This window comes from Marinobacter antarcticus (assembly GCF_900142385.1).
GTDB lineage: Bacteria > Pseudomonadota > Gammaproteobacteria > Pseudomonadales > Oleiphilaceae > Marinobacter > Marinobacter antarcticus.
Genome location: NZ_FRAQ01000002.1, coordinates 469,156 through 481,998, shown reverse-complemented (window position 1 = coordinate 481,998; position 12,843 = coordinate 469,156). Strand labels below are relative to the sequence as shown.

Below are 12,843 nucleotides of genomic sequence, written 5' to 3'. Positions count from 1 at the left end.
TGCGGCTTCGGCTAATTGCACATATTTGGCGCTGCCAGCGTAGAACAAATCTGCTTTTGTGTGAATTACAAATTAACCAAGGCGGAAGCTAGCTCACTTCTTGAGGGTCAACTCATTATTGAGAGTATGGAAGCCGTCCGCTCCTTGAGTGAGTTTTATAGCAGTATCGATTTGCCTCTGTGTGTCGAGGACGCCAACCAGACGCACATCACCTTTACGCGTGGTCACGTTAATATCAAAGCCATTCAGAGCGACGTCTCCCTGCAAAGCTTTTTTGACGTTTTTCGTCACGTCCGCATCAGCTACGTTGGCGGCGTTCGAGGTGGTCCGCTGTATACCTTCGAAATTTCCAGGGGGCTTGTTGCAGGCCGTCAACAACGCAAGGCTGATCAAGGCAATGCTCAGAAATTGTGTTCCACGATGTTTGCTCATTATAGTCTGCTCCTTGTTGGCAGGGTTTCTGCCAGTTTTCAATTGATGAGACTGCGCCTGCATGCGACGTCGGTCTGTATGTTGCCAAACAACAGCGGTCCGTCAGTGACCGAGGTTGAAAGACGATCCCTGTTTCAACGAAATTCAAAAATTTCCTGATGAAAGCGTAATGACATGGACCGTTGCTTCAGTCCGCTTCGCAAGGCTTTTGCCAAGCCTTCCGGCCCGCAAAACCAGATGTCCACCCTATGGGCATGGATCTGCAGTTGGTTCGCGGTCAATCGCTGTCCCTGCAGGCTGTCATGGATGTGCAGTGATATGTCCGGAAGTTGCTCCGTCAGTTTTAGCAGACGCATCACCATTGGATCACTCGCCGCTCCAGCGCTGCAGTAATAAAGTGTGACCGCAGGATGTGCTTGCTCGGTATTGATCAGCCGGTTTTCCAGTGCAGCGAGAAACGGTGTGATACCTATGCCACCTGCCACCCAGATCTGCTGCGCATTTTTTCTGCCGCCATCGAGATTAAAGCGACCATAGGGGCCTTCGAGTGTAACTGCCTGTCCACTGCGTAGCTGCTGCGGGATCTTGCGGGTGTAGTCCCCCAGGGCCTTGATCTGAAAACTGAGCTGCCCGCTGGCATTGTCAGCACAGGACAGGCTGAAAGGATGTGCCCCTTCGATCCGATCGAATGTTACCAGGGCAAACTGCCCGGCGCGATGGCCGGGCCACTGCCTGCCCATGTCACAGACGACCTCTGTGATGTTAGCTGATGTTTGCTTGACGGCCTGAACCAGCCCTTTGTAGCGACGACTGCTTCCGATTTTTCCGGTCAGTGATTGCAGGCTGGCGGTGACACCAGCCACCATTAACAGTGCCATCAGCCAGCCGGTGGGTTGTTGCCACCATTGCAGTGGTGCCAACAACACTGCATGGGCGACCAGTGCCAGATAAATCAGGGGCATCACCCGATGCAGGTAACGCCAGTAGCCAAAGGGCACCCAACGGATCAGGGTAATGACAACCAGAAACACCAGCAGATACAGGCCCGGCTCGCCAAGATCTTCAGCGCCATCCTGAAGACTGTCCAGCAAGCCCGAAAAATTTGCTTCCTTCAAGCTGCGGTCATTACCGAACAGGGCTTCGAGGGCATCATCCGCCATTTCGATCAGCCAGTGCGCCAGCGCAAAAATGACGGCCAGAATGCCGGTCCATTTATGCAGCTGATACATTTTGTCCAGACCAGCCAACGGGGATTCCAGCCATCCGGGTCGGGTCGCCAGCACCATGGTGATGGACATGAAATTGATGGCAAGGTACCCGCTGAGCGTCAGTAACTGCTCATAACTAAGCCCTGGGGTCCAGAAACTGAGCTGAACCGCCAAAAGCAGAAAAAGGGCAACACTGACACGCATGTTGGGCACGAATAAACTCCGACTGGGTTTGTTTGAATTCTGCAGGGTTAACCTGACAGCAGCCTTAAAATCAACAAACTAAGTCGGGTTCAAACTCTCACACAGGGTTCGTATTGCACGTTTCACGCCCTTCAAATAAGATAGTAATCAATTACTATCTTTTGTGGGAGGCTATCATGATCAAGCGCTCAAAGAACCTTCCGGCCGATGCACGCCGGTCCGCTACAGTCGAGTCTGTGGTTCAGCTTGCCGGCTCGCAGAATCCTGGCGAGATAACGACAGCTGCTATCGCCAAGCACATGAATTTAACCCAAGGCGCTTTGTTTCGCCATTTCCCGAACAAGGAGGCCATTTGGCAGGCTGTCATGGAATGGGTGGCGGAGCGTCTGCTGGATCGAATTGACCGCTCTACACAGGGAATTGAATCGCCTTTGGCGGCATTGGAGGCGATATTCATGACTCATGTCGAATTTGTGGCTGAGCATCCTGGGGTGCCCAGGATGATGTTTGGCGAACTTCAACGTGCAGAATCGACGCCAGCCAAGCGTATGGTGCAGACCCTGATTCAACGCTACGGAGAACGCCTCAATCATCTTATTGAGAAGGGCAAGTCGAGTGGTGAGTTGAATTCTTCGTTGGATAACGAGGCGGCGGCCACGCTGTTCATTGGCACGATTCAGGGCCTGGTCATGCAATCGCTATTGAGTGGAGATGTACAACACATACGCCACGATGCACCCCGAGTATTCGCGATTTATCGGCGCGGTATCGGGAGTGATTTATGAAACACTTGCCGCTGCAGGGCCGCACCCTGGCACTGCTGGCTGTCATCGTTCCTTTGCTTGTGCTTTTCATCTACGTTGGCTTGCGCTCTGGTCCACTGGCCCCCGTCGCAGTCACCGTCGTGACAGTGGAATCGCGTGCGCTCACGCCGGCGCTGTTTGGCATCGGCACTGTGGAAGCGCGTTACACCTACAAGATCGGACCAACGTTTGCCGGGCGCGTCAAATTCCTGGAGGTGCATGTAGGCGACCAGGTCAAGGCTGGACAAGTACTGGGCGAGATGGACCCGGTCGACCTTGATGACAAACTGCGCTCGCAGCAAGCGGCATTCAGGCGAGCGCAAGCTGCATTGCGCGACGCGGAGGCTCGGCAAACCTATGCGCAGACCCAGGCGGGCCGCTATAAAAAGTTGTTCGCCGCGGGATCGACAAGCAATGAAGCTCTCAACACCAAACAACAGGAATTGGATATAGCCGCGGCCGGCTTATCCGCTGCGCAGGAAGACCTCGCCCGTGTTCGGTCAGATCAAGAGGCTCTGGTGACGCAGCAGAAAAATCTACGGCTGATCGCCCCGCACGATGGCGTAGTCGCCTCGCGAGACGCCGAGCCAGGCACGACGGTCGTCGCCGGCCAGTCCGTGCTGGAGCTCATCGATCCCGAGAGTTTGTGGGTCAATGTGCGCTTTGACCAGGTCAGCGCAGCGGGGCTGGCCAAAGAGTTACCGGCTCATATTGTTTTGCGCTCACGTAGCGGCCAAACGCTGAATGGACGTGTGTTGCGAATCGAACTGAAAGCCGACGCGGTGACCGAGGAAATGCTCGCCAAAGTGGTCTTCGATGACATTCCCCGGCCTCTGCCACCGATAGGTGAGCTGGCAGAGATCACGGTTGACCTCCCTGCCCTTCCTGCCGCGCCGACCCTCTCCAATGCTGCAATTCGTCGCGATGGCGATAACGTGGGCGTTTGGCAAATCGTTGACGAGGAGTTGCGTTTAACGCCAGTCACTCTGGGTGTTTCGTCCCTGGATGGCTTTGTTCAAGTCCAAAAGGGAATCAAGGAAGGCGATCAAGTTGTGCTCTACAGCGAAAAGGCGCTGACGTTGAGCAGTCGCATCGACGTGGTTGATCACATTCCAGGGGTGTCCAGATGATAAGCCTGGCCGGCCGCGACATTCTTCAGGCGTGGGGGAAATTCGTTTTTACCGGTGTAGGTCTCGGGCTGCTGATTGGCGTAACGCTCTCTATGGCCGGAATCTATCGTGGCATGATAGATGATGCGAAAGTATTGCTGGATAACAGCAGGGCAGATCTCTGGGTGGTGCAAAAGGATACCCTGGGCCCTTATGCAGAACCGTCCAGTGTCTATCAGGATACCTGGCGCGGTATCCGCGGTATGCCCGGTGTCGCACGAACAGCCAATGTCACTTACCTCACCATGCAGGTGCGCCAAGGTCAGCGCGATGTGCGAGCAATGATCGCCGGCATAACGGCAGGCGAACCCGGCACACCTGGCTGGCCGCCGTATCTGGTTGCCGGCCGTCAGATCACCCGTAGCCATTATGAAGCCGTCGCTGATATCGCAAGTGGTTTCAAGCTTGGCGATCGCCTCCAGATACGCCGCAACCACTACACAGTGGTTGGCTTGACCCGCCGCATGGTTTCCTCTGGTGGCGACCCCATGGTGTTTATTCCGTTAAAAGATGCCCAGGAGGCACAGTTTCTGAAAGACAATGATGCCATCTTGCAAAGCCGGCGTCGCACTGAGGCCAACCCGGCATTCAACAAGCCAGGCAGTCCTGACTTGCTTGACGCCGTTATCCATTCGCAAACCACCAACACCTATGTAAACGCGGTTCTGGTACAGATAAAAAACGGTTATAGCGTGGACGATGTGGCTGAATCGATCCGCCGCTGGAAACGGCTGACGGTGTATACCCGGGTGCAGATGGAAGAGATCCTTGTAGGTAAGTTGATCGCCACCTCCGCAAAACAGATCGGTATGTTTCTGGTGATTCTTTCGATGGTTAGTGCAGCTATTGTGGCTTTTATTATCTATACACTGACGCTTGGCAAAATCCGTGAGATCGCCGTGCTCAAGCTGATTGGCACTCGAAACCGCACTATTGCCGGAATGATCCTGCAACAGGCAATTGCCCTGGGAGTCATCGGCTTCGTGGTTGGAAAAATAGTCGCCACCTTGTTTATGGCACCGATATTTCCCAAATATGTGTTGCTTGAACCCCTTGATTCAATATTTGGGTTCATTGCGGTTGTTTTGATCTGCGTATTGTCGAGCGTTATCGCCATTTATGCTGCACTGAAGGTTGATCCGGCCGAAGCGATTGGGTGACAAGATGAGCGAAAAGGGTATCCGTATTGAAGGATTGAGCAAGCGTTACGGCAAGGGCGATACTGCAGTTGATGCGTTAAAGCATGTAGACATGCAGGTTGCACCGGGAGAAGTTGTCGGCCTCATTGGGCCTTCCGGCTCCGGCAAAAGTACCTTGCTCAAATGTCTTGGTGCGGTGATTAACCCGAGCGCCGGGCGCATGATTCTAGGTGATCAAGTAATCTTTGATGATGGCTGGAAAGTCCGTGACCTTCGCGCTCTGCGACGTGATAAAATCGGCTACGTGTTTCAAGCTCCGTATCTGATTCCTTTTCTTGATGTCACTGATAACGTTGCGCTACTGCCTATGTTGAGAGGCATGCCAAATGGCGAGGCGCGTGCAAGGGCACTCGAATTACTCACAGCGCTGGACGTACAACACCGTGCCCGCAGCATGCCATCAAAGCTTTCTGGTGGCGAACAGCAGCGGGTAGCGATCGCACGCGGGCTGGTAAATCAGCCGCCAGTGATACTGGCCGACGAACCGACGGCCGCCCTTGACAGTGAGCGCGCCATGGCCGTCATAAAGATCCTCAACGACATGGCGTGTAAGTTCGAGACCGCCATTATCGTTGTCACCCACGACGAAAAAATCATACCCACTTTCAAGCGTATTTATCACATCCGTGACGGCGTAACCCACGAGGAAATGGGCGAAGGACGGGGGTTTGAATGAGCGCCGTGCTAAGGTCGAACTGATCCGGCAAAAGGACTACAGTCGCACACGATGAGGTATAGTCTATGTCTTGACAAGTGAACCCCTTGAATACATTGAACCTCACAGGGAACTGAAATAGCGCTACGCAGTCCCTCGATAAAACACATTTTTTAGCATCCTTTTGCGGGTGTGTTCGTCTCCATGACGGGAATGCTTCAACCATGCCCCTTCCAAGGAATGTTTAGATGACCACACGATTGCGCGAGCTTTACGCCAGCAACTCTCGTGAAGCCAACCTGCTGTTTTTTATGTTGGCCGTCTTTGTGCTGATCTATTTTATTCCAGCCGGAACTGCGCGCTTCGACAACGCAGTACTGGAGGCGGTTCGCTTGACCCATTGGTACGCCCAGGAACACGTTATCCTGTGCTTGCTGCCAGCGTTCCTGATTGCCGGTGCCATGTCGGCGTATATCAGCCAGGATGCGGTTATGCGCTATCTGGGGCCCGAGGCGTCCAAGCCGGTGGCATTCAGCGTGGCATCGGTATCCGGCACGCTGCTGGCTGTCTGTTCCTGTACTGTCCTGCCCCTATTCGGCGGCATCTACAAGCGTGGTGCGGGCCTGGGCGCGGCGATTGCGTTTCTTTATTCAGGGCCCGCCATCAATATCATGGCCGTTGTCGTCACAGCCAAAGTTCTGGGGCCTGAGATCGGTATTGCCCGGGCCGTCGGAGCCATTCTGTTTGCACTGGTGATTGGTACCATCATGCACCTGATCTATCGCAAGGAAGAGGCACAGCGAACGGTCAAGAACGCTCGCGGATTTGGTGGCGGTGACACTGATAAGCCAGCGAGCGCAATTGTGCCTTTTTTCGCGCTGATGGTCGGGGTGCTGGTATTCGCAAACTGGGCGGCTGCCGACAGCGCTGTCTGGATGCAGATCTATGAGTGGAAGTGGCTGATTACGGCACTGCTTTCCGCCGCTCTGGCGGGACTACTGATCTGGCGCTGGCATTGGCCGGCGAATCAATTGCTGATTCTGGCGGCTGTCATTGTGGTTGCGGCTGTCATCGTGCCAAGTGCTCCCGAGTTGCCCTTTGCTATCGGTATTGCCGGTTTGATGATTATCGCGGCATTGCGTGATCAAGATCGCGAGTGGACCCTACAAAGCTGGGATTTTGCGAAACAGATTCTACCGCTGCTCCTGGGCGGGGTATTCATTGCCGGCTTCGCGCTGGGTCGTCCTGGCCATGAAGGAATCATTCCTTCGGAATGGGTAGCGATGGCCGTGGGCGATAACACACTGACCTCCACAGTCATCGCCTCGGTATTGGGCGCACTGATGTACTTTTCTACCCTGACCGAAGTACCTATCGTTGAAGCGTTGATGGGATCCGGTATGGGCAAAGGGCCGGCACTGGCGCTACTATTGGCAGGGCCCGCACTCTCCCTGCCGAACATGCTGGTGATTCGCACAATATTAGGCACGCAAAAAACGTTGGTTTATTGTGCTTTGGTTGTGGTGATGGCCACCACCACCGGTTTTGTTTATGGCAACTGGTGGTAATTCCAACCGTTAAACTCATGTAAAGAGCGAGGACAAACAATGAAATTTACTATCTATGGCAGTGGCTGTTCCAAGTGCAAACAATTAACAACGAATGCAGAAGACGCAGCAAATGCGAAAGGACTCCAATATGAAGTCGAGAAAGTGACCGACACCAATGCCATCATTGATGCCGGCATTATGCGCACCCCGGCACTGGCGATTGATGGTGAAATCGTTATTGAAGGCAAAGTGGCCAATGCAGACGAGATCCAGAAATTGCTCGCCTGAGGTATGGATGGCGGGTCAGGCGCCCGCTTCTGGTTTTCCAGCGATGCACGAGCGAGCCTTCAACTGTGCGCGTCGACCACGGCAATATTAAGTTCGGCTTCAAAACCGTCGCTCTGGCCTGAGGCTGGGGATCGAAGGGTCAGCGTAATTCCCGCACCACTGGCGATGGCTTCCACAATCGCAAGCCCGATGCCGGAGCCCACTGCTTTCGTGCTGGAGCGGACAAAGCGGTTTCGCAACAAGGCGAGCTTCTCCGGCGATACAATCTCACCGCGATTGACCACCCGCAGGATACCGTCGCCTGTCAGGCTAATGTTCACGGGTTGATCGTCCGCACCATGCCTGAGGGCATTCTCGATCAGATTTCGAGCCAGAATGGCGAAGGCATCCAGGTCAAGTAATGACGTGACGTCTCCATCAGGCAGGTTGAGCTCGATTTTACCGGGCGCCTGGTGCTCATAATCGCTGGCGATCATCCGCAGTATGGGTACAAGATCGTGACGATGTTCTGATAAGGCGCCGCCACCCTCAGCCTTTGCCAGCTCCAACAGCTTCTCGGACAGTCTGGAGAGGGTGCGTAGAGACACTTCAATCTCGCCGGCTTGGGTTTTAACTCTGACGTCCTGCGTTTCCACCTTTAACCGCTGGAGCTTGGCCAACGCCGTTGCTAGCGGGGTTCGCAATTCATGGGCACTGTTGGCGGTAAAACTGCGCTCGGCTTCAAGTGCGCGACGCAAGCGGTCCAGCAACCGGTTAACCGAAATCATGATGGGCCCAAACTCTTCCGGCAGACGGTCGACTGCCACGGGAGAAAGGTCGCCACCACCACGGACCTCTATCGATTGCTGCAGTAGTAAAACCTCGCGAAGTGACCGTCTTATCACCCACCACACCCCGACCAGGCTGATGGGAATTAAAAGTATCAGTGGCAGGAGTAATGCAAGACTCGTTTCCAGCACGGCTACGCGTCTATGCGCCAAGGGCTCGGCAACTTCAATGTACAGCGTACCGCTGATGGCTGACTCCCCGTATATCCGGTGAGTTGACGTTTCGGAGAATCCTTCTTGGGGTATGGCACCGAAAATCCGGGGATCCGCGTCGTGGGATTGCAGCAAGAGGTTGCCTGACTTATCGCGAATCAGATAGGTGAGGTACTCATCGTGCTCTTTCAGGGCCAATGCCCGCTGAAGGCCGGTGTCCCCTTCCCTGTTCAGTATGTCGGTCACAGCCAGTGGCAGGATACGCTGCGCTGTTTCCTCCAGCGCACTGTCGAACACCTCGTTCATTTCGTGCCGGGCGACCAGGCCTGAAGCAATAACGCCCAACAGCCAGAGCAAGGTCACTCCGATGGTGAGCCAGGTGCCAAGGGTTTTTTGCAAGCTGGTTTTAGTGCTCATCAGGTTCCAGCCGGTAGCCCATGCCTCTGACAGTCACTATGGCACTTCGCCCCAGTTTTTTGCGTAGACGGCTGATGTAGACCTCGATGGTATTACTTTCAATTTCGGCCCCGAATTCGTACAGCCGGTCTTCAAGCTGAGCCCGCGATAGCAGTATTCCCGGGCGCTGCAGAAAACCCTCGAATAGTGCCCATTCCCTTGCGGTTAGCTCCACCGGCTGACCGTTGCGGCTAATGCGGTGGTCACCAAGATCTACTTCAAGGTTTCCGACACGCACCAGAGGGTTTGGGTTGCCGCGATAGCGTCTTGCCACGGCGGCCACCCGGGCAGAGAGTTCAGATAAATCAAAAGGTTTTACCAGGTAGTCGTCAGCACCGGCATTCAACCCTGCAATGCGGTCTGACACCTGATCCCTGGCGGTCAGAATGATCACGGGGGTTGCATCACCGGTTGCCCGCAGTTTTTTTAAAAAATCAAAACCGTGGCCATCCGGCAGCATCAGGTCGAGCAAAATCAGATTATAACTGGTGGTTTTCACACTCGCATCGGCAAAACCGAGGCTCTGTACCCAATCCACGGCATGGCCATCTTCGCTGATCTGATCCCGCACAGCCTCACCCAACCCAGTTGTATCTTCAACCAACAGTACGCGCATATTTCGCCCTTTGCCTGATCATCAGCAGAAGATACTACAGCCGTTAACTGACCGCAGCCTGAAACAGCATTGTTACTATTCAGGCCAGTGTCAGGTAAGAGCCTTAAGATTCGTTAAACGCATTCAACGGGAGACATGCGATGAAAATAAAACCCATTGTTATCACATTTTCGTTGCTGCTAATGAGCAGCAACGCCCTGGCTGACGATGATTGCGATGACCCGATTGCCGGATGGCAGCCCCGGGAGAATCTCCGGCAACAGCTTGAATCGGAAGGCTGGACGGTTTTCCGCATCAAGGTGGATGACGGCTGTTACGAAGTCAAAGGCAGGGATCCAGATGGTCATCGGGTGGAAGCTGAGTACTCGCCGGCGACCTTTGAGCTAATGGAGATGGAGCGGGAAGACGACGATGACGATGACGATGACGACTCTCGGGGCAAGTCGGGGAGCTATAGCAAACCGATAAGCGAAGAGCAGGCTCCGCGTAAGGGCATCATCAAAGGCCGCCCCACCGTGACTGTTGAGTAGTTATAGGAGATTACATCATGAAGAAGATTCTGTTAGCACTGGGGCTTGCGACTGCCATGGCGTTGCCGGTTTACGCACAGGCCCGGGAAGTCACCTTTACCACACAACTGAGCAATTATGGTGGTGATGGAGCCTATCTAGCGCTCTACCTCACCGATGCCGATGGCCAATACCACGGAACTCTCTGGATTGCTGGCGAGAAGAGTAAGTATTACAAGCATCTGCGTGACTGGGCCCGGGGCAGTGGTCAGAGCCAGGCTGAATACGATGGCCTGACCGGTGCCAGTGTTACCAGTGGGCGCACCCTGAACGTGACGCTGGAACTTGACGACGCACTGATCGACTCCGGTTACCAGGTTCGTGTTGATACCGCCGTTGAAGACATGCGTGACAACCGTGCAGATGTGGTGGCTCCTCTGACCACTGAAGGTTCTGGCAAGTCAGTTTCTGGCCGTGGCTATGTCCAGTCCTTTGTTTATAACCTCAAGTAATTGACGGGACACAAGATTCATGTTGCGCAAGCTCCATAGCTTACCCGGATTGGTCGCTGCACTGTTGCTGTTGGTGCTGGCGATCACGGGCGTTATTTTATCTGTTGTACCTGCCATTGAACGGTCGGCCGCGTCCATCCCGGCGACCGGTGAACTCAGTGTTGCTGAGCTGGCCGAACGTGTAGTGGCACATTATCCGGGCACCGAGCAGATTCAACGCTCTCTTTCAGGGGAAGTTGTCGTCTATTACAGCCGTGACCGCCAGCCGGGTGCAGATCTGGTTAACCCCCTGACCGGCGAAGGTATCGCCCCCTATCAGCCGTCGGCCTTTTTACGCTGGGTAAAGAATTTGCACCGGTCGTTTCTTCTGGACGATGCAGGCCGAATACTCGCCGGGGGTTTGGCGGTTGTGATGGTGCTGATGTGCCTGTCCGGAATGTTTCTGCTGGCTCGGCGTATGGGTGGCTGGAAGGCAATTTTAAGGCCTATTGCCGGCACCGGTAGCTCGCGGGTTCACGCCGAGCTGGCCCGGTTTGCGGTTATTGGTTTGTTGTTGTCTGCATTGACGGGTAGCTACATGTCTGCGGTAAGGTTTGGTCTTTTACCGGAGGCTGCCAATGCGGAGCCATCATATCCGGCAGAGGTCTCAGGCGGCACGCCGGCACCAGTGAGCTCTTTGATCGCTCTAAAAAACGTGGATGCCAATGAGCTGCGTGAACTGGTATTCCCTTATCCGGATGATCCCAGTGACGTCTATTCCCTGAACACCACTCAGGGTGCCGGGTTCGTTGATCAGTCAACTGGCGAACTGCTGCAGTACCAGCCACGCTCTGCCGGTAACCATTTCCATCACTGGATGGTCCGTCTGCATACGGGTGAAGGCCTCTGGTGGTTAGGCCTGGTTCTCGGAATGGCGGCATTGACCGTGCCAGCGTTGTCGTTTACCGGCATGCGGATCTGGTGGCAGCGGCGCTCATCATCAGTGCGCCTTGATGAAGGCGCCAGCATCGAAACGGCTGATGTCGTTATTCTGGTGGGTTCGGAAGGTAATACCACCTGGGGTTTTGCCAGAGATCTCCAGCGCAAGCTCAACCAGGCCGGCAAGAAGGTACATTGCGCACCGATGAATGACCTAGCAGAGCACTACCCCCTTGCCTCTGTGCTTTTTGTTCTGGCATCAACCTACGGTGATGGCGGCGCGCCCTCCTCCGCCAGTCAGTTCATGACTCGGCTTAAACACTTTCAGGCGGATGACGGGTTGAAGTTTGTTGTTCTGGGATTTGGTGACCAGCAGTTCCCAAAATTCTGCCAGTATGCGCTGGATGTGGATGCCGCCCTCGGTAGCAAAGGCCTGCAGCAAATGCATCCCGTTACCCGAATTGATCGCGGTTCGGCACTGCAGTTTCGGGAATGGGGTGAGGCTATCAGCAAGCACATGGGCGTTTCATTGGCACTGACTCATAATCCTGCCCCCGCCGTCACGTCGGAGTTCGAGCTTGTTGAACGTGTTGACTATGGCGTTGCGGTACAGGCGCCTACCAGCATATTGCGTTTCAAACCGGTACAAAGCCGTAGAAGCTTATGGCAGGTATTGTCTTTAAAGAGTGGATTGCATCTGCCGAGTTTCGAAGCAGGCGACTTGTTTGGCGTTTCACCACCTGAGGATCAGACCGCCCGATTATATTCGCTGGCGTCTTCGGCCTCGGATGGACAACTGGAAATCTGCGTCCGTAAACAGACCAATGGCCTTTGTTCAGGATATCTGCACAGCCTCAAACCGGGAGACCGGATTACCGGATTTATCCAGCAAAATCCAGGCTTTCGTCCAGCAGGAGGTGCAACACCCATTATTCTTGTTGGTGCCGGTGCGGGAATCGGACCACTTGCGGGTTTTATCCGAAAAAACACCGATCGTAACCCTATGTACCTGTACTGGGGCGGTCGCAATCCGCAATCGGATTTTCTCTATCAGCCAGAACTTGGCTGCTATCTGAATGACCACCGCCTTACCGGGCTGAATACAGCGTTTTCACGATCAGCAGAGAAAGCCTATGTTCAGGATGCCATTGTTGCTGATGAAACCGCGTTGCGACAACTTATTGAGAAAGGCGCTCAGGTGCTGGTCTGCGGGGGACGGGATATGGCCTCTGGTGTTAGCCAGGTGTTTGACTCAATTCTCAAGCCATTGCATCTGAATGTAGATGAGTTAAAAACCGAGGGGCGTTACCTGGAAGATGTTTACTGACCGAGGATGCGATTGGC

At 54.4% G+C, this 12,843-nt stretch carries 13 protein-coding genes; 9 read left to right on the top strand and 4 right to left on the bottom strand.

Going from position 1 to position 12,843, the window contains the following annotated elements; genetic code table 11:
• Nucleotides 1-93: 93 nt before the first annotated feature.
• Complete coding sequence (locus tag BUA49_RS17800) at nucleotides 94-432, bottom strand: BON domain-containing protein (RefSeq protein WP_175547591.1); 339 nt, start codon at nucleotides 430-432, stop codon at nucleotides 94-96.
• A gap of 134 nt (nucleotides 433-566) precedes the next feature.
• A complete protein-coding gene (locus BUA49_RS13600; RefSeq protein ID WP_228704504.1) occupies nucleotides 567-1,844 on the bottom strand; it encodes a ferredoxin reductase family protein in 1,278 nt (425 codons plus the stop codon).
• A gap of 176 nt (nucleotides 1,845-2,020) precedes the next feature.
• Here BUA49_RS13600 and BUA49_RS13595 point away from each other — a divergent pair, with 176 nt between their 5' ends.
• The 6 genes from BUA49_RS13595 (at nucleotide 2,021) to BUA49_RS13570 (ending at nucleotide 7,508) form a co-directional block, all read left to right on the top strand.
• Nucleotides 2,021-2,629: a TetR/AcrR family transcriptional regulator gene (locus BUA49_RS13595; RefSeq protein ID WP_072798518.1), complete on the top strand. Its 609-nt coding sequence runs from the start codon at nucleotides 2,021-2,023 to the stop codon at nucleotides 2,627-2,629.
• A complete protein-coding gene (locus BUA49_RS13590) occupies nucleotides 2,626-3,777 on the top strand; it encodes an efflux RND transporter periplasmic adaptor subunit (protein WP_072798516.1) in 1,152 nt (383 codons plus the stop codon). The genes BUA49_RS13595 and BUA49_RS13590 overlap by 4 nt, the downstream gene beginning before the upstream one ends.
• Nucleotides 3,774-4,976 (top strand): ABC transporter permease, encoded by a 1,203-nt coding sequence (locus BUA49_RS13585; RefSeq protein WP_072798514.1) that lies wholly within the window; start codon nucleotides 3,774-3,776, stop codon nucleotides 4,974-4,976. Before BUA49_RS13590 ends, BUA49_RS13585 begins: the two co-directional genes overlap by 4 nt.
• Before the next feature lie 4 nt (nucleotides 4,977-4,980).
• Nucleotides 4,981-5,691, top strand: a complete 711-nt coding sequence (locus BUA49_RS13580; protein WP_072798699.1) for an ABC transporter ATP-binding protein — start codon at nucleotides 4,981-4,983, stop codon at nucleotides 5,689-5,691.
• A gap of 227 nt (nucleotides 5,692-5,918) precedes the next feature.
• A complete protein-coding gene (locus tag BUA49_RS13575; protein ID WP_084063590.1) occupies nucleotides 5,919-7,238 on the top strand; it encodes a permease in 1,320 nt (439 codons plus the stop codon).
• A gap of 39 nt (nucleotides 7,239-7,277) precedes the next feature.
• Nucleotides 7,278-7,508, top strand: coding sequence for a thioredoxin family protein (locus BUA49_RS13570; RefSeq protein ID WP_072798512.1), 231 nt, complete (start codon nucleotides 7,278-7,280; stop codon nucleotides 7,506-7,508).
• 59 nt (nucleotides 7,509-7,567) lie between these two features.
• Here the strand turns inward: BUA49_RS13570 and BUA49_RS13565 are convergent, their stop codons facing one another.
• Together BUA49_RS13565 and BUA49_RS13560 are read right to left on the bottom strand one after the other, a co-directional pair.
• Nucleotides 7,568-8,905, bottom strand: a complete 1,338-nt coding sequence (locus tag BUA49_RS13565) for a sensor histidine kinase (RefSeq protein ID WP_072798510.1) — start codon at nucleotides 8,903-8,905, stop codon at nucleotides 7,568-7,570.
• On the bottom strand, nucleotides 8,895-9,560 hold the full coding sequence (locus BUA49_RS13560; RefSeq protein ID WP_072798508.1) for a response regulator: 666 nt from the start codon (nucleotides 9,558-9,560) through the stop codon (nucleotides 8,895-8,897). The genes BUA49_RS13565 and BUA49_RS13560 overlap by 11 nt, the downstream gene beginning before the upstream one ends.
• A gap of 140 nt (nucleotides 9,561-9,700) precedes the next feature.
• Between BUA49_RS13560 and BUA49_RS13555 the strand changes: the two genes are divergently transcribed.
• From BUA49_RS13555 to BUA49_RS13545, 3 genes are read left to right on the top strand one after another with little or no spacing between them, the layout of a single operon-like run.
• Nucleotides 9,701-10,090, top strand: coding sequence for a PepSY domain-containing protein (locus tag BUA49_RS13555; protein ID WP_072798507.1), 390 nt, complete (start codon nucleotides 9,701-9,703; stop codon nucleotides 10,088-10,090).
• 17 nt (nucleotides 10,091-10,107) lie between these two features.
• Nucleotides 10,108-10,581 (top strand): DUF2271 domain-containing protein, encoded by a 474-nt coding sequence (locus BUA49_RS13550; protein WP_072798505.1) that lies wholly within the window; start codon nucleotides 10,108-10,110, stop codon nucleotides 10,579-10,581.
• A 19-nt stretch (nucleotides 10,582-10,600) separates the two neighbouring features.
• Complete coding sequence (locus BUA49_RS13545) at nucleotides 10,601-12,826, top strand: PepSY domain-containing protein (RefSeq protein ID WP_072798503.1); 2,226 nt, start codon at nucleotides 10,601-10,603, stop codon at nucleotides 12,824-12,826.
• Nucleotides 12,827-12,843: the final 17 nt, after the last annotated feature.